Raw genomic sequence first — 15,600 nt, forward strand, 5'->3', positions numbered from 1 at the left:
CGCCAAAGTGATGCATGTAGCAGTGAAATGACGAGTTTGCTATTTTTTTGAGAGGCGCAATGAACAAGAAGCGTTATGCAGTGATCGGCGGGGGGATAAATGGCCTCGCAGTCGCACGTCAGTTATTGTTGGATTTTCCCGACGCCACGGTGGTGCTGTTCGAAAAGGAGGCGAGTGTCGCCAGTCATCAATCCAGCCACAATTCGGGTGTGGTCCATGCCGGTCTGTACTATGAGCCGGGGGGACTCAAGGCACGACTTTGCAGGCGCGGGGGCGAATTGATTGGCAACTATTGCCGCGACAATGCGATCCCCTACGACGAGTGCGGCAAAGTTGTCGTCGCGCTACAAGAGGAAGAGTTGCCTCGCCTGGAGGCGATTTATCGGAAAGCGCAGGCCAACGGTGTGCCTGGCGTGCGGCTGATCGGCTCAAATGAGCTGCGCGAAATCGAGCCCAACTGCATCGGCCTGGGCGCCTTGCATTCACCGAAAACGGCGATTGTCAGTTACGGTCAAATTGCGGCCCGAATCGCCGATGAAATCAGGGAACGTGGCGGGCGCATTTGTCTGAATTCGCCGGTTGAGCGCCTGCTTGAGCAAGGCGGCGAAGTACGGGTCGAACTTGCAGACGGAGCGGTCTTCGATACGGTATTCGATCAGGCAATTGCCTGCGCGGGTTTGCAGTCCGATCGCCTGGCAGAGCGTTCGGGCGATCAGGACACGCCACGCATCGTACCGTTCTTCGGCCAGTATTACGTGATCGACGAGGCTTTCAAGTCGCATGTCAAAGGCTTGATCTACCCGGTGCCGGACCCGCGCTTTCCTTTCCTCGGGGTGCATTTCACAAAGCGTATCGACGGACAGATGACGATCGGCCCGAATGCTTTCATATCCTTCGGTCGCGAGAACTATGACGGCCGCAGCATGAACCTGGCCGACATCTTCAATTTTGCCAGCTACCCCGGCTTTTGGAAGTTTGCTGCCCGTAACCTGCCGGCGACGTTTCGGGAACTGAAGACTGTGGTCAGCGAGGCGAGCTTTGTCCGCGAGGCGGCGCGCTATGTGCCGACGCTTGCCTCGGTCGGTATTGTCCCGGCGGTTCGTGGGATCCGTGCCCAGGCAATGGAGGCCAATGGTGCGCTGGTTGACGATTTCGTGATTCGCCAACACGGCAACATTACCCACATCCGCAATGCACCGTCACCAGGGGCGACATCGTCGCTAGCCATTGCTGAATACATTGTGCGTGAAGTGATGCGGCGCTGAGTTTGCGTGGCGGACAACGTACGGTTGTCTGTCGCTCCCCACCCAGCCCCAACTCGAACGCGCTAGGCGAAAAATAAAAAAATTAATTCATGAAGGAGACATTTTGAACATTCAAAAAACGGAACAGGAAACCCCGGCACAGACAAAAAGTCGTTTGCGCAAAGTGGCGGCAGCGACCATCGTCGGCTCAATGTTGGAGTGGTATGACTTTTATCTTTACGCGACGATGGCGTCGATTGTCTTCAGCAAGGTCTTCTTCGATACCTCGGACCCGGCGAATGCATCGCTGCAAGCCTTTGCCACCTTCGCCATCGGCTTTGTGGCGCGACCGATCGGGGGGCTGTTCTTCGGCTACTTCGGCGACCGCTACGGGCGCAAGAAAATGTTGTTCGTTACTTTCTGTATGATGGGTTTGTGCACGACCGCCATTGGCCTGGTCCCTTCCTATGCCAGCATCGGCGTTTGGGCGCCCCTGTGCCTGGTGCTGATCCGTATTGTGCAGGGCCTGGGCGCCGGTGCCGAACTGGCGGGGGCGGCGGTAACTTCCTACGAGCATGCGGCCGACAACAAGAAGGGACGACAAGGTGCGTGGCCTGCATTGGGGCTGAACCTTGGCCTGTTGCTATCGTCGCTGACCGTTTATCTGCTGACCGTCAATGGCGACAAGTTTTTGCTTGCTGGCGGTTGGCGCATTCCCTTCATCCTCAGTTTCGTGCTGGTACTGGTCGGGCTCTGGGTGCGTGGGAGTCTGCCGGAAACGCCAGAGTATCACCACTTCGAGGAAAGCCATCGCCAGAAGAGGCCGTTCCGCGAATTGTGGAAAACCAATCTTAAGGGCCTGGGCGTCGTCTTCTTTGTCGCCATCGGTTACAACGCACTGAGCTATGTCTTCAAGACCTTCTCGCTGGCCTACCTGACCCAGTTCAAAGGCATTTCGGCCAGCGTGACATCGCTATCGGTGACACTGGCCAGTCTGGTCGCAATCTTTACCGTCCCGCTCTTCGGCTATCTGTGTGACAAGTTCAGCAGCAAGAAGCTGCTGATCGTCGGCGGCCTGCTGTCAGCATTGTTTGCGTACCCGTTCATGCAGTTGCTGGGCAGCGGCGAGAACCGGCTGATTTACCTGGCGCTGATCGTCGGCACCGGGGTGCTGGCGCCGATGATGTTCGCCCCACAGGGCTCTTTCCTCAGTCGCCAGTTTGCCGTGCAAAACCGCTCGACGGGGGTCGGTTCGGGGCGTGAAATCGGCACTGCCATTGCCGGCGGTATTGCCCCGTTGTGGGCGTTATCAATGGTTGCCCAGTCTGCGACTCGTGACACGAGCGCAGTGGCCTTGATGCTCACGTGCTCCGGAGTGATCGTCGCATTGGCAGCATACTTCGACCAAGGTTATCGCTTCAGCCATTACAAGAACTGATGCTCAAGGCGGCGGGCCAAGCATGCTCAGCTCCTCCCGCCGCCCAAGCCTTGTATGACGCGGGTTTGGGCCAGTACAAACGAAGGGGGCAAGAGGCTTTTCCTTTTGCTGGTCTGGCTGCTGTTGCTGAGGACCTGTACCTCGCCCGCGCCGCCGATCGATTGCACATTGAGCAATCGCCGCCGGGAACGGTTTCCTCCATGGAAAATAAGATGCGCCTGCGGTTGATTTTGTGAATGGCTCCGTGCTATACTTCGCGCACGCTTTTTTGAGGGGCTAAGCAAAGCCTTCAACGAAGAGTCCGCTGAGAGTAAAGCCAGCACAGGTCCCCATCGTCTAGAGGCCTAGGACATCACCCTTTCACGGTGAGTACAGGGGTTCGAATCCCCTTGGGGACGCCAGGATTGAGTTGTAAAGCAAGAGTGCAGTGCTGAACGGGCCTGACAAGTCAGGCTTTTTTTGTTTCTGCGATTGCTGCAGTACCGGGTCAGGATGCAAAGTAGTGCATTCAGGACAGATTTCTGTCCCCATCGTCTAGAGGCCTAGGACATCACCCTTTCACGGTGAGTACAGGGGTTCGAATCCCCTTGGGGACGCCAGATTCGCCAGCAGTAAGCAAGTAACAGGTCGGGATGCAAAGCAGCGCATTCAGGACAGATTTTCTGTCCCCATCGTCTAGAGGCCTAGGACATCACCCTTTCACGGTGAGTACAGGGGTTCGAATCCCCTTGGGGACGCCAGACCGGCTGAATCAGCCAACAAAAAAGCCGCCTGGTAACAGTGCGGCTTTTTTGTTTTTCGCCGTCATCTCAACGTTGTTTCATTTTTCTTCGTCATCCATGTCCCTAGCTGCTGATCGTCCGCCATCGTTGGCTATCTTCTGTAAAGTCGTTGATAACTACGGCGATATCGGCATTTGCTGGCGTTTGGCGCGGCAGTTGCAGGGCGAGCACGGCGTGGCCGTTACCCTGTGGGTCGATGATTTACTTAGTTTCCAGCGCATTTGCCCCGGAATCGACGTGACGGCGGCCGCGCAGCAGGCATCGGGCGTCACGGTGCGCCACTGGCGCGACCAGGACGGCGAGTTCGCGCCCGCCGATATCGCCGACATCGTCATCGAATTCTTTGCCTGCGACATTCCGCCCGGCTATATCGCCGCCATGGCGCGCTGTGCGCCGCAGCCCGTGTGGCTGAACCTGGAGGGCTTGACGGCCGAGGAGTGGGTCGAAGGCTGCCATACCTTGCCGTCGCCGCGCCACGGCATGACCAAGCATTTTTTCTTTCCCGGTTTTACGCATAAGACGGGCGGCTTGCTGCGCGAGGCGGCGCTGGAAGAAAAACGCCTGCTTTTCCAGGCCGATGCGGCTGCCATGGCGGCATTCCTCGGGCAATTCGGCGTGACGGCGGCGGAAATGCGTGCCTTGAAAGTGTCGCTGTTCTGCTATCCGTCCGCGCCCGTGGCCGACCTGTTCGCCGCCTGGCAGGCGGGTGAGCAAGCTGTGGTGTGCCTGGTGCCGGAAGGCGTCGCGTTCGACGCTGTTCAGGCATTTATCGGCGACGATGCGGCCAATGCCGGCGCGGCGCGCACGCGCGGCGCGCTCACCGTGCGCGTGCTGCCTTTCGTGCCGCAGGACGATTATGACCGCCTGCTGTGGGCTTGCGACGTCAATTGCGTGCGCGGCGAGGATTCCTTCGTGCGCGCCCAGTGGGCGGGCAAGCCTTTCCTCTGGCATATCTATGTGCAGGATGAAAACCTGCATCACGTCAAATTGCGCGCCTTCCTGCAGCGCTACGCGGTGGACGCGGAAGGGGCGATGAGCAGTCTGGCGCAGGCGGCCCTGGCCTGGAATGGCGCCAGTGCGCAGGCCCTGGCCTGGCCAGTGCTGTGGTCCGCATGGCAGGCCGATATGCCGCGCATCGGCGCGCGCGCGCACGACTGGCAGCGGCAGATGCAGGAAAATGGCGATCTGGCAAGTAACTTGCTGGCGTTCGCCGCTGCGACGAGATAGGCGCTTGCCAAAAATTAAGGTAAAATGCCCGGTTATTTCTAACGTATTTTTAACCGATCAAACGCAAGTTTGTGGCGCTGTTGGCGCCCAGGCGGCAGATGGTCTTCATGCAACCCACTTTTTACGTACATTCCTATGAAACCCGCAAAAGAAATTCGTGTTGGCAATATCATCATGGTCGACAGCAAGCCAATGATCGTGTTGCGTTCTGATGTCAACGGTTCGAGCCGCACGGGCTTCACCTACAAATGGAAGATGAAAAATCTTCTGACGAACACCCCGATGGAAAACGTGTTCCGCGGCGACGACAAGTTCGACGTGGTTGTTCTGGATAAAAAGCCAGTGACGTATTCGTACTTCGCCGATCCGCTGTTCGTCTTCATGGACACCGAGTACAACCAGTACGAAATCGAAGAAGAAAACCTGGGCGATGCACTGCATTACCTGAAGGACGGCATGGAATGCGAAGCCATTTTCTACGACGGCAAGGCTATCTCCGTTGAACTGCCGACGACCATCGCCCGCCAGGTGGTGTACTCGGAGCCTGCGGTCAAGGGCAATACCTCGGGCAACGTCCTGAAGGAAGCCAAGATCGAAAACGCCATCGACGCGCACCGCCACACCGTGCAAGTGCCACTGTTCGTGGCACAGGACGATGTCATCGAAATCGACACCCGCACCAACGAATACAAGCGTGTCGTGCGCAACTAAGAGGGCCTCGGACTGCGTTGCATGCAGGGTCCGGCATATGCCGGCCTGGCTTGTTCCCGCAATTGACTCTCAAGAAACGCTGCCTATGGGCAGCGTTTTTTTTGCTTAAAAAATAATTCCTTTTAACAACTAATTCTGTGCAAGGGCTGCTATGCTATGGGCTGGATACTGTTGCGGTAGAAACATTGATGTTCCCCGGAGATAGCATGCAGCGCAGTCACATGGCAGGCAATATGCGGTCCCGCAGCGCAGCGCCCAGCGTGGCGGCCGTGCCCATGCGCGCGGCCCGTCCCGTGCTCGCCCGTCCCACCGTGCCGGCCAGTCCCATGGCGCACCTGCTCGATGCGGGCGTCTTGCCGCAGCAGCAGATGATGCAGGCCGGAAAACTCAGTTCGCATGCGCTGACCTCGCAGTACCTGGTGCGCATCCGTTCCCTGTGCAGCATGGGCGCGCGCGCCTATCCCGGCATCGAGATCAACCCGGACGCCTTGAAGATTGCGCTGGAGATGGACCGCGAGCGCCAGGTGCGCAAGGTGCGCGGCCCCCTGCATGGCATTCCCGTCGTCTTGCGCGACAATATCGCCACCGGCGATCGCATGAAGACGCGCAGCCAGGCGCCCCTGGCGACGAATGCCAGCTGCGATTCGTTTATCGCGGCCCGCTTGCGCGCGGCCGGCGCCGTCATCATCGGCAAGAGCAATTTGCGCCAGTGGGCCAGCGTCAGCGTGCCGCACGCCAGCGCGAGCTGGGCCGACCTGACCATCCTGGCCGTGGGCAGCGAAGTCGACGGTTCCATCGTCGCGCCGGCCGCCACGTGCGGCCTGGTCGGCATCGAGCCGACCGGCAGAGGCATGGGCGAACGGCTCCTGGCCGGACCGATGGCGCCCAGCGTGCGCGAGGCTGCCTGGTTGCTGTCCGCCATGTTGGGCGATGCCGGCGCGCCACTGCCATTGCTGGACCGCGCCGGCCTGCACGGGCGCCGCATCGGCGTCGCGCGCAGCCTGTTTGGGCAGTGCGCCGATACCGACACCCTGATGGAGCACGCCTTGCAGGCGTTGCGGCAGCAGGGGGCCGAGCTGGTCGAACTTGCCCCGCAGGCCGGCCGGACGGCCGTCGAACACGTGCTGCGCGCGCATGCGCTCGACGCGCTGGTCGGCCCCACTTGCCATGCCGCCGCGTTTTCCGACAGCGTTCAGCCGCATATCACGGTGCCGGCCGGTAGCGTGCGTGGCTCGCCCGCGGGCCTGTCCTTCATCGGCGCCGCGCATGGCGAGGCGCAACTGATCGCCATGGCGTATGCCTATGAACAGGCCACGCTGCACCGGCGCACCCCGGCGCTGCCGTCGAGTATCACCGGGGCATTGCGCTGACCATGCGTGTCTCCTTTTACCAGTCCTCTTCCGATATCCTATGCTCGCAACCTTGCTGCTGAGTGCGGCCGCCGCCGCATCCCCGTCCTTCGATGCCACGCAACTGTCCGGCAGCTGGTCCGACAGCTTCAATACCAACAGCGTTTGCGAAGAGGCGCGCCACTTTACGCGCATGCAACTGTCTGACGACCATCAGCGCCTGGCGATCTTCAACGACCGTACCTGGAAGAGCACGCTGGGCGAAACCAACCGCTTTGCCGCCACCGTGGTGGCGGAAACGGAGCGCAGCCTGACGTTGCGCTATGACAATGAAACCCGCCTCAATGCCGCTGGCAAGCTGGTGGAATGGCAGTTGATCATCGTGGCGCCCGGCGTGTACCGCTGGCGCGAAACGGGCTGGCCGGAAGGCAAGGTCAATGCCCTGGTGGGCATACGCTGTTCTCCTTGATGCAGCGCGCGAAACGGGCATGCCATTCTGCTATGCTGTGCGCTTCATCTTGCTGATATAGAGAGGAGTTTGCATGCCCGTACGTTTGCTGCCATCGCTGCTGCTAAGTTGCCTTGTGGCGCTGGCCGCCATGCCGGCCCAGGCCCGCACGCCCAGACTGTCGCTGATCGAACAGGCGCAAAGTTGTGGCGGCGGCACCGATTGTCCCTATTTCCCCGAAGTCTACAAAGAGGACCATGCATTTCGCGGCGCCTTCAACGTGGCCATCAAAAAAGCCGGGCTGAAGCGGCAGCGCTGGGTGCCGAATGGCGTCACGACCCCGCTCAAGCCCATCGAGATCGATGGCGCCGCGCGCCTGCTGACCAGCGTCTGCGAACCGCATAATTGCGGCCACCACTACACGCTGCTATACGATCCGTCCGACCGCAGCATGGTCGGCATGTATGTCGGCAGCGATGGCAAGGGCGGCGTGCGCACCGTGTATCTTGGCGCGCCCAGCATTGCGGAAGTCGATGTGCTGAACAAGAACTGAGGAACGCGCCCATGCGGATCTCGAGCGAGCGGGGCGAACTGGACGTGGCGATGATCCACCGCTACCTGTCCGAACAGTCGTACTGGAAGCGCGGCGTGTCCCTGGAAACCGTGCACCGCGGCATCGAGCATGCCCTGTGTTTTGGCGGTTATATCGATGGCCAGCAAGTGGCGTTCGCCAGGGTCGTAACCGATTACACGGACTTTGCCTATCTGCGCGATGTCTTCGTGCTGCCCGCGTTCCAGGGACAAGGCTATGGCAGGCAACTGGTGGCCGCCGTGCTGGACGATGCCCGTCTGCAAGATGTGGGCTGGATGCTGGCGACCGAGGATGCGCATGGCCTGTACGCGGCTTTTGGCTTTGCGCCGCTGGAGGCGCCGCAAACATATATGCGGCGTCCGGCGCCTGAAAAATTATCAAAATAACCTTTAATCGTCAAGATAACTATTATAATTATTATATATAATAATATTGCATTGATAATGACGTTATGTCATCATTCGCGCTCTGCGGTTTTTTGCAGGGCGGTCCCTGCCTTCATTTCGGCGTTCTAGCCGAAAAGGTGGCGGAGCTGCAGTGCTGTTGGTCATCCCTGGCACGTTTTCTCGTCACTTTGAAGGAATACATCATGAAACAATATGGAGCCGAATTTCTCGGTACGTTCTGGCTGGTGCTGGGCGGCTGCGGCAGTGCGGTACTTGCCGCCGCCTTCCCCGGCCTCGGCATCGGTTTTGCCGGCGTGGCGCTGGCGTTTGGCTTGACGGTGCTGACGATGGCCTATGCCATCGGCCACATCTCGGGCTGCCACTTGAATCCTGCCGTGTCGATCGGCCTGTGGGCGGGCGGCCGCTTTCCCGCCAATCAATTGTTGCCATATATCATAGCCCAGGTGCTCGGCGCCATCGTCGCCGGCGGCGTGCTGTATCTGATCGCCAGCGGCCAGGCCGGCTTTGACGTCAGCAAGGGCTTTGCCTCGAACGGCTATGGCGCGCATTCGCCGGGCGGCTATTCGATGCTGTCGGCGCTGCTCATCGAGATCGTGCTGACCATGTTTTTCCTGATCGTCATCCTGGGCGCCACCGACAAGCGCGCGCCGGCCGGCTTTGCTCCGCTGCCGATCGGCCTGGCCCTGACCCTGATCCACCTGATCAGCATTCCAGTGACGAACACGTCCGTCAACCCGGCCCGCAGCACGGGCGTGGCCCTGTACGTGGGCGACTGGGCCACCAGCCAGCTGTGGCTGTTCTGGCTGGCACCGATCATCGGTGCCTTGCTGGGGGCGCTGGCCTACCGCCTGATCGCGGGCGAGAAGCAATAAGCCGATAATGCCGACGGCGTGGCTTGTCGGCTTACGCGCGGCTGCGCCGCGCTAAGCCGACCTACGAGGCTGGCATAGCGGCTGCCGGTGAGAAATCAAGTTGTAGGTCGGCTTAGCCCGCAGGGCGTAAGCCGACAATGCCGGCGGCGCTTGCCGCCTAGGCGGCGCGCCATTCGCCCAGGTAATGTTGCGGCGTGCGTCCCAGGATGCGGCGGAACATGGCGCTGAAGGCGCTGGGGCTGGCGTAGCCCAGTGCATGGGCGATGGCGGCCACGCCTTCGCCCCGGTTCAGGCGGCAGAAGGCCTCGGCCAGGTGCACTTGCTGCAACCATTGCCGGTAGTGCAAGCCCGTTTCCTTGGGGAACAGGCGGATCAGGGTGCGCGCGCTGGCGCCCGCGTCGTGGGCCCAGTCCTCGATGCTGCGCCGGTTGCCGGGCGCATTCATGATGGCCGAGCAGACGGCTACCAGCCTCCGGTCGCGTGGCCAGGGAATGGCGATCGGTACCGTTTCCGCCTTGTCCAGTTCCGACAGGATCAGGTGCGCCAGCCAGTCGCCGCGGCCGGCCAGTGCATATTCGACGGGCTCGTCGAGCAGCGCCAGGATCAGTTCGCGCAGCAGCCGGCTCACTTCCAGCACCTTGCAATCGGGACCGAAGGCGGCGGCTACTTGCGCATCGATATACACGGTGCGCATGCTCAGTTCGCTCAGGATATACACTTCATGCACGACGCCCACGGGAAGCAGCAGGGCGCGGCGCGGCGGCAGCATCCATACGCCGTGTTCCGTGCTTACGCGCATCACGCCTTCTGTGGCGTACAGCAACTGCGCCCGCACATGGCTGTGCTGCGGCGTATAGTCTCCCGCCGCATATTGCTTGGACATCGCCGTCACGGGGCGCGGCACGTGCTGGTAATCGCGCGAATTGGTGCTGCGGCTGAAAGGCATGCTGTCCGGATCGCCCACGGCAGGATTGTTTGTGTACATGAAGATGGCTCGCTGGCTGGTCGCCGGCTTTTGTCACTTGGCCGACGATTATTGGAAGTTAGCAATTCAGCGACCATACTATACTGTTTTCTTTGCCGGGCCGGCTCACGGGTCCGATCACTGCGGACATCCATGCATACGACCACGACATCTCCTGCCGCCATGCCGGCGGCTTCCCCGCTTCAACGCACCCAACAACAATCAGGCCTGGCCATGCACATCCTGGGCGCCGTCGCCTTCGTGCATTTGCTCAATGACTTGATCCAGGCATTATTGCCGTCGATTTATCCGATGCTGAAAGCCGAGTTTTCACTCAGTTTTACCCAGGTCGGCCTCATTACCCTGACGTTCCAGTGCACGGCCTCGCTGCTGCAGCCGTGGATCGGCCTGTACACGGACCGCCGTCCGCTGCCATTCCTGCTGCCGGTCGGCATGTGCTTTACCCTGGCCGGCGTGCTGATGCTGGCCGTCGTCTCGACCTTCCCGACCCTGCTGCTCGCCGCTGGCCTGATCGGCGTCGGTTCCTCGACCTTCCACCCGGAAGCGTCGCGCGTGGCGCGCATGGCCTCGGGCGGGCGCTACGGCTTTGCCCAGTCCCTGTTCCAGGTGGGCGGCAATGTGGGCTCTGCGCTGGGGCCGCTGCTGGCGGCGGCCGTCATCGTGAATCGCGGCCACGGCAATATCGCCTGGTTCAGCCTGCTGGCGGTGCTGGCCATCGGCGTGCTGTACAAGGTCAGCCGGTGGTATAGCGGCCACCTGGCCAGCTTCAAGCCGAAGGCGGGCGGCCATGGCCCGAACTTGTCGCGCAACAAGGTGATGGGTGCGCTGGGCGTGCTGGCCCTGCTGGTATTTTCGAAGTACATCTACATGGCCAGCCTGTCGAGCTATTACACCTTTTACCTGATCGACAAATTCCACCTGTCGCTCGGCGATGCCCAGCTGTACCTGTTCCTGTTCCTCGCCGCCGTGGCGGCCGGCACCTTCATGGGCGGGCCCATCGGCGACCGCATCGGCCGCAAGCGCGTGATCTGGATTTCCATCCTGGGCGCCGCGCCGTTTACCCTGCTGTTGCCGTATGTGGACCTGTTCTGGACGGCCGTCTTGACGGTGATCATCGGCTTCGTGATTTCTTCCGCTTTTTCCGCCATCGTTGTCTTTGCGCAAGAGCTGGTGCCGGGCAAGGTGGGCATGATCGCGGGGATTTTCTTTGGCCTGATGTTCGGCGTCTCCGGCATCGCCGCCGCCGCCATGGGCCACCTGGCCGACGTGGCGGGCATCGCCTACGTCTACAAGATCTGCTCTTACCTGCCGCTGCTGGGCATATTGACGGTGCTGTTGCCGCATATCGAGCAGGCGAAGAAATAAGGGATGGAGCAGGCCATGAAACGCTGGTCACTGGTCGTTCTATGCTGGGCGCAGCTGGCGCAGGCGCAGCCACCTGCCTGCCCCGGCTTCCCCGATACCTCGGGCGACCGCTTGCTGTCCCGCTTGCGCGCCTTGCCGCCCGTGGGTATTGACGAGGAGCACGACCGCTGCGCGCCGGCGACCGTCACGAGCCTCGTGCATGGCGCCGGCGACCTGTGCCTGTTCAATGGCGAAGTGCTGGCGGCCATGGCGGCCGTCACGGCGCTGGCCAGCGACGCCAGCGTGGTCGAATACAATTATCTGCTGCCGTATGCGCCGGCCTCGCACGCGCGCCTGCTGGCCATCCTTGACGAAAAGTATGCGCGCGTGCCGCCGCAACAGGCGCCCGCGCATCTGCGCGTGCCCGTCAGGGGGCAGGAAACGACGGCCTTCTTCGATGGCGGCGCGTGGCTGGTCGCGCTGGGCAAGCCGACGCAGGGCGACCCGGCCGGCTGGTACTCCAACATCATCTTCGAGAGCCGCGCCCATCCCGCGCTGGGACTGCGCAAGCACTGCCAGCCTTGACGGCCGCCGCGGCATATGGGATATTTGCGCCATGATGACCTTCGCCTTCTCCGCCCAGCATGCCGCCAGCGCCACCGCGCTGTGTCCGCGCGCATGGCCACGCGAGAGGGCTGCCGCGCGCAGCTAGTCAGAACCAGCCGGTTCTATCCTCATTCCGATGGCCACAGCGTTGAAAAACCTGTGGCCATTTTCTTTTTCCGCACCGCCAGGAGAAACCAGAACAGCATGTCACTGCATCTATACGACACCTACAGCCGCAGCCTGCGGCCCTTTGAAGCCATCGAAGAAGGCAAGGCCGGCCTGTATGCCTGCGGCCCCACCGTGTATGACTACGCGCACCTGGGCAACCTGCGCACCTATCTGTTCGTCGACGGCCTGCGCCGCACGCTGGAGTTCAACGGCTGGCAGGTGCGTCACGTGATGAACATTACCGACGTGGGCCACCTGACGTCGGACGCCGACAGCGGCGACGACAAGATCGAGGCGAGGAGCGCCCGCAGCGGCAAGTCCGCCTGGGACCTGGCCGCCGAATTCACGCGCGCGTTCGAGGATGATTTGTGCCAGCTCAATATCCTGTCCCCCACCGTCTGCTGCCGCGCCACGGACCACATCGCGGAACAGATCGCGTTCATCTCCGACCTGGAAGCGAAGGGCTACACCTACCGCACGCAGGACGGCATCTATTTCGACACCACGCGCCAGGACAGTTACGGCAAGCTGGCGCGCCTGAAGCGCGACGGCCTGCAGGCGGGGAAAAGGGTGGAACTGGGCGAGAAACGCGACATCTGCGACTTCGCGCTGTGGAAGTTCAGCGGCGTGCCGGGACAGCGGCAGATGGAGTGGGACAGCCCGTGGGGCCTGGGCTTCCCGGGCTGGCATATCGAATGCTCGGCCATGGCGGAAAAGCACCTGGGCAGCTATTTCGACATCCATTGCGGTGGCGAAGACCATGTGGCTGTCCACCACAGCAACGAGATTGCGCAGACGGAGGCGCGGCACGGCACGCGGCTGGCGAATTTCTGGCTGCACGGCGCTTTCCTGAAAACGCAGGACGCGAAGATGTCGAAATCGTCGGGCGACTTCCTGCGCCTGCAAAGCCTGCTGGACCAGGGCATCGATCCGCTGGCCTACCGCTACCTGTGCCTGGGCGCCCATTACCGCAGCAGCCTCAATTTCTCGGACGGGGCCTTGCGCGCCGCCGCCAGCGGCCTGGCGCGCCTGCGCTCCGGTGTGCATGGCCTTGGCGAGGCGCGAGGCGATGCCGATCCGTTATGGCTGTCGCGCTTTGCGGCGCAGCTGAACGATGACCTGAATTTCCCGCGCGCGCTGGCCGTGGCCTGGGAAATGCTGAAAAGCGATTTGCCGGCGGCCGTGAAGAGGGCGACTATGGCGCGCTTCGACGCGGCGCTGGGCCTGGACCTGATGCGCTGGCAGCCGGCCGCGCTGGCGGTGCCCGCTCAGGTGAGCGCGTGGATGGCGCAGCGCGAGACGGCGCGCGAGGAGCGGCGCTGGCACGACGCCGACACGCTGCGCGCGCTGGTGCGCGAGGCCGGCTACGACATCGACGACACGCCGCAGGGACCGCTGGCGCGGGCGAGGGCGTCATGACGGCGTATGCCGAAGAGCAGGGCTTTCCCGCCGCATTGCGGCCTGCCGTGCGCGCCATCGCGTCGCAGGTGGCGCAGGGCAGGCCGGAGCGGCTGCCGGCCGGCTACCGCGTCGTACAGGCGGGCGAGGCCTTGCTGTTGCCCGTGCGCGTGTATTACCCGTCGGCCGCGCTGCTGGCCGGCGCCGCGCAAGAGGGGGATGCGGGACTCATCGCGCTGTGCCTGGGCACGCGCCACCATGACGGCCATGTGCGCGAGCGCTGCGTTCAGGGCGTGCTGGAGAGGGGCGCGCCATGGGCCATGCCCTTCGTGCTGCAGGCGCTGGGCGACTATGTGCTGCCAGTGGTGTTGCGCGTCGAGGCGGCCCGCGCAGCGGGGGCGCGCGGATGGGATGAAGGCGTGGCGCTGCGGCTGGCCGGTGAAAACCCGGCCTGGTTCGCCACGCTGGAGCAGCGCGCCATCAGCTACTGGAATGAATATCACCGGGCGCGCTACCGGCAGCGGCAGGCATATCCGGCCTGCCGCGTGATAGCGGCGCTGCGCGGCGAGGTGGCGCTTACGCCTCGATGAAGCGCATCTTGAAGCTGCGGCCCTTGATGTTGCCGAAGTCGCGGCCCAGGGAGTTACCGGCGTTGAGGCGCTTGAAGGCCGCTTCGGCCACCTTGCGGTCCAGCGCCACGTAGGTCATGAACTCGAACACATTGATCTTGCCCACTTGTTCCTTCGTCAGGCCGGCGTCGCCCGTCAATGCGCCCAGCAAGTCGCCCGGGCGCAGCTTGTCCTTCTTGCCGCCCATGATGCACAGGGTAACCATCGGCGCCGGCAGCGCCTCGATCCCGTCATCTTCCGCCAATTCCTTCAGTTCGTGCCATTCGGCGGCGCTGTTCTGGTACTGCTCGATCAGCTTGACCCATTTTTTCTCGTTCGGCGCGCACAGCGACAGGGCCAGGCCCTTCTTGCTGCCCCGGCCCGTGCGGCCGATGCGGTGGATGTGCACTTCCGTGTCTTTCGAGACGTCGACGTTGATCACGGCGCCCAGGTCGGAGATATCGAGGCCGCGCGCGGCGACGTCGGTGGCCACCAGCACGGAGCAGCTGCGGTTGGCGAACAGCACGAGGATTTCATCGCGCTCGCGCTGTTCCAGTTCGCCGTACAGGGCCAGCGCGGAAAAGCCTTGCTGGCGCAGTTCCTCGGCCAGTTCGCGGCAATGCACCTTGGTGTTGCAGAAGGCGAGCGTGGATTCCGGCTTGAAGTGCTTCAACAGCTTGCCGACGGCGCTGTTGCGCTCGTCGAAGCCGATTTCATAGAAGCGCTGTTCGATCTTGTCATTGTCGTGCTGCGCCTCGACCGTCACTTCCAGCGGATTGACGAGGAACGACGCCGTGGCGCGGCGGATGTCTTCCGGGTACGTGGCCGAGAACAGCAAGGTCTGGCGGCGCGCCGGGCAGGCGCTGACGATGCCGGCGATTTCCTCGTAAAAGCCCATGTCCGTCATGCGGTCCGCTTCATCGAGCACCAGGGTCTGCACGTGGTTCAGGTTGATGGTGCCGCGGCCCAGGTGGTCGCGCAAACGGCCCGGCGTGCCGACGACGATGTGGGCGCCGTGCTCCAGCGAGGCGATTTGCGGGCGCATCGGCGCGCCGCCCGTCAGGGTCAGGATCTTGATGTTGCCGGCCGCGCGGGCCAGGCGGCGCAATTCATTGGCCACCTGGTCGGCCAGTTCGCGCGTGGGGCACAGCACCAGGCCCTGCACCGCGAACCAGGCCGGATTGAGCTTGTGCAGGATGCCGATGCCGAAGGCGGCCGTCTTGCCGCTGCCCGTTTTCGCTTGCGCGATCAGGTCGCGGCCATCGAGCACCGCCGGCAGGCTTTGCGCCTGGATGGTGGTCATCTCGTGGTAACCGAGCGAATCCAGGTTGGCCAAAAAGGCGGGCGTCAGCGGCAGGCTGGAAAAAGAAGTGGTGGCGGATGTGGTGTTCATAGGGGCGTAGCCGGTAAAAAGCGGGTGG

At 62.4% G+C, this 15,600-nt stretch carries 16 protein-coding genes and 3 tRNA genes; 17 read left to right on the top strand and 2 right to left on the bottom strand.

From position 1 onward, the window contains the following. Positions 1–59: 59 nt before the first annotated feature. The 13 genes from lhgO (at position 60) to aqpZ (ending at position 9,070) form a co-directional block, all read left to right on the top strand. Positions 60–1,265, top strand: a complete 1,206-nt coding sequence (gene lhgO / locus AC3RCJ_RS10905; RefSeq protein WP_492965155.1) for an L-2-hydroxyglutarate oxidase — start codon at positions 60–62, stop codon at positions 1,263–1,265. 103 nt (positions 1,266–1,368) lie between these two features. Next, a complete protein-coding gene (locus AC3RCJ_RS10910) occupies positions 1,369–2,682 on the top strand; it encodes an MFS transporter (protein WP_492965156.1) in 1,314 nt (437 codons plus the stop codon). Beyond that, on the top strand, positions 2,682–2,918 hold the full coding sequence (locus AC3RCJ_RS10915) for a hypothetical protein (protein ID WP_492965157.1): 237 nt from the start codon (positions 2,682–2,684) through the stop codon (positions 2,916–2,918). Before AC3RCJ_RS10910 ends, AC3RCJ_RS10915 begins: the two co-directional genes overlap by 1 nt. A gap of 89 nt (positions 2,919–3,007) precedes the next feature. After that, positions 3,008–3,083 (top strand) — tRNA-Glu (locus AC3RCJ_RS10920). A 122-nt stretch (positions 3,084–3,205) separates the two neighbouring features. Further along, positions 3,206–3,281, top strand: a tRNA-Glu gene (locus tag AC3RCJ_RS10925). Positions 3,282–3,346: 65 nt separating this feature from the next. After that, positions 3,347–3,422, top strand: a tRNA-Glu gene (locus AC3RCJ_RS10930). A gap of 99 nt (positions 3,423–3,521) precedes the next feature. Beyond that, positions 3,522–4,691, top strand: coding sequence for an elongation factor P maturation arginine rhamnosyltransferase EarP (gene earP / locus AC3RCJ_RS10935; RefSeq protein WP_492964916.1), 1,170 nt, complete (start codon positions 3,522–3,524; stop codon positions 4,689–4,691). A gap of 135 nt (positions 4,692–4,826) precedes the next feature. After that, entirely contained in the window at positions 4,827–5,402 is a 576-nt protein-coding gene (locus AC3RCJ_RS10940; protein WP_070223695.1) for an elongation factor P, read from the top strand. 233 nt (positions 5,403–5,635) lie between these two features. Beyond that, positions 5,636–6,772, top strand: a complete 1,137-nt coding sequence (locus AC3RCJ_RS10945; RefSeq protein ID WP_492964917.1) for an amidase family protein — start codon at positions 5,636–5,638, stop codon at positions 6,770–6,772. Between the two features lie 40 nt (positions 6,773–6,812). Continuing rightward, positions 6,813–7,220 (top strand): hypothetical protein, encoded by a 408-nt coding sequence (locus AC3RCJ_RS10950; RefSeq protein ID WP_492964918.1) that lies wholly within the window; start codon positions 6,813–6,815, stop codon positions 7,218–7,220. A gap of 73 nt (positions 7,221–7,293) precedes the next feature. Further along, positions 7,294–7,752, top strand: coding sequence for an Ivy family c-type lysozyme inhibitor (locus AC3RCJ_RS10955; protein WP_492964919.1), 459 nt, complete (start codon positions 7,294–7,296; stop codon positions 7,750–7,752). Between the two features lie 11 nt (positions 7,753–7,763). Next, a complete protein-coding gene (locus AC3RCJ_RS10960; RefSeq protein ID WP_492964920.1) occupies positions 7,764–8,177 on the top strand; it encodes a GNAT family N-acetyltransferase in 414 nt (137 codons plus the stop codon). A gap of 203 nt (positions 8,178–8,380) precedes the next feature. Continuing rightward, a complete protein-coding gene (aqpZ, locus tag AC3RCJ_RS10965; protein ID WP_492964921.1) occupies positions 8,381–9,070 on the top strand; it encodes an aquaporin Z in 690 nt (229 codons plus the stop codon). 157 nt (positions 9,071–9,227) lie between these two features. On the opposite strand, the gene AC3RCJ_RS10970 is transcribed toward aqpZ, so the two are convergent. Continuing rightward, a complete protein-coding gene (locus AC3RCJ_RS10970) occupies positions 9,228–10,055 on the bottom strand; it encodes an AraC family transcriptional regulator (protein ID WP_492964922.1) in 828 nt (275 codons plus the stop codon). Positions 10,056–10,268: 213 nt separating this feature from the next. On the opposite strand from AC3RCJ_RS10970, the gene AC3RCJ_RS10975 reads away from it, so the two are divergent. The 4 genes from AC3RCJ_RS10975 to AC3RCJ_RS10990 all read left to right on the top strand — a co-directional run bounded on the left by AC3RCJ_RS10975 (position 10,269) and on the right by AC3RCJ_RS10990 (position 14,161). Beyond that, positions 10,269–11,420, top strand: a complete 1,152-nt coding sequence (locus tag AC3RCJ_RS10975) for an MFS transporter (RefSeq protein WP_492964923.1) — start codon at positions 10,269–10,271, stop codon at positions 11,418–11,420. Between the two features lie 15 nt (positions 11,421–11,435). Further along, positions 11,436–11,984, top strand: a complete 549-nt coding sequence (locus AC3RCJ_RS10980; protein ID WP_492964924.1) for a hypothetical protein — start codon at positions 11,436–11,438, stop codon at positions 11,982–11,984. Positions 11,985–12,209: 225 nt separating this feature from the next. Continuing rightward, positions 12,210–13,592, top strand: coding sequence for a cysteine--tRNA ligase (cysS, locus tag AC3RCJ_RS10985; RefSeq protein WP_492964925.1), 1,383 nt, complete (start codon positions 12,210–12,212; stop codon positions 13,590–13,592). After that, positions 13,589–14,161, top strand: a complete 573-nt coding sequence (locus tag AC3RCJ_RS10990) for a hypothetical protein (RefSeq protein ID WP_492964926.1) — start codon at positions 13,589–13,591, stop codon at positions 14,159–14,161. The genes cysS and AC3RCJ_RS10990 overlap by 4 nt, the downstream gene beginning before the upstream one ends. Here the strand turns inward: AC3RCJ_RS10990 and dbpA are convergent. Further along, the gene (gene dbpA / locus AC3RCJ_RS10995) at positions 14,148–15,572 is read right to left on the bottom strand and encodes an ATP-dependent RNA helicase DbpA (RefSeq protein ID WP_492964927.1); all 1,425 of its coding nucleotides are present in this window, start codon (positions 15,570–15,572) and stop codon (positions 14,148–14,150) included. The two genes, AC3RCJ_RS10990 and dbpA, sit on opposite strands and share 14 nt — an antisense overlap. Positions 15,573–15,600 lie beyond the last annotated feature (28 nt).

The organism is Janthinobacterium sp. GW822-FHT07H11, from assembly GCF_058798615.1.

What these genes read in the sequence shown, in the direction of transcription:
- earP (WP_492964916.1), top strand. Translation starts at nt 3,522, where the DNA reads ATGTCCCTAGCTGCTGATCGTCCGCCATCGTTGGCTATCTTCTGTAAA.
- cysS (WP_492964925.1), top strand. Translation starts at nt 12,210, where the DNA reads ATGTCACTGCATCTATACGACACCTACAGCCGCAGCCTGCGGCCCTTT.
- AC3RCJ_RS10950 (WP_492964918.1), top strand. Translation starts at nt 6,813, where the DNA reads ATGCTCGCAACCTTGCTGCTGAGTGCGGCCGCCGCCGCATCCCCGTCC.
- AC3RCJ_RS10980 (WP_492964924.1), top strand. Translation starts at nt 11,436, where the DNA reads ATGAAACGCTGGTCACTGGTCGTTCTATGCTGGGCGCAGCTGGCGCAG.
- lhgO (WP_492965155.1), top strand. Translation starts at nt 60, where the DNA reads ATGAACAAGAAGCGTTATGCAGTGATCGGCGGGGGGATAAATGGCCTC.
- AC3RCJ_RS10915 (WP_492965157.1), top strand. Translation starts at nt 2,682, where the DNA reads ATGCTCAAGGCGGCGGGCCAAGCATGCTCAGCTCCTCCCGCCGCCCAA.
- dbpA (WP_492964927.1), bottom strand. Translation starts at nt 15,572, where the DNA reads ATGAACACCACATCCGCCACCACTTCTTTTTCCAGCCTGCCGCTGACG.
- AC3RCJ_RS10975 (WP_492964923.1), top strand. Translation starts at nt 10,269, where the DNA reads ATGCACATCCTGGGCGCCGTCGCCTTCGTGCATTTGCTCAATGACTTG.
- AC3RCJ_RS10990 (WP_492964926.1), top strand. Translation starts at nt 13,589, where the DNA reads ATGACGGCGTATGCCGAAGAGCAGGGCTTTCCCGCCGCATTGCGGCCT.
- aqpZ (WP_492964921.1), top strand. Translation starts at nt 8,381, where the DNA reads ATGAAACAATATGGAGCCGAATTTCTCGGTACGTTCTGGCTGGTGCTG.
- AC3RCJ_RS10960 (WP_492964920.1), top strand. Translation starts at nt 7,764, where the DNA reads ATGCGGATCTCGAGCGAGCGGGGCGAACTGGACGTGGCGATGATCCAC.
- AC3RCJ_RS10945 (WP_492964917.1), top strand. Translation starts at nt 5,636, where the DNA reads ATGCGGTCCCGCAGCGCAGCGCCCAGCGTGGCGGCCGTGCCCATGCGC.
- AC3RCJ_RS10940 (WP_070223695.1), top strand. Translation starts at nt 4,827, where the DNA reads ATGAAACCCGCAAAAGAAATTCGTGTTGGCAATATCATCATGGTCGAC.
- AC3RCJ_RS10970 (WP_492964922.1), bottom strand. Translation starts at nt 10,055, where the DNA reads ATGTACACAAACAATCCTGCCGTGGGCGATCCGGACAGCATGCCTTTC.
- AC3RCJ_RS10955 (WP_492964919.1), top strand. Translation starts at nt 7,294, where the DNA reads ATGCCCGTACGTTTGCTGCCATCGCTGCTGCTAAGTTGCCTTGTGGCG.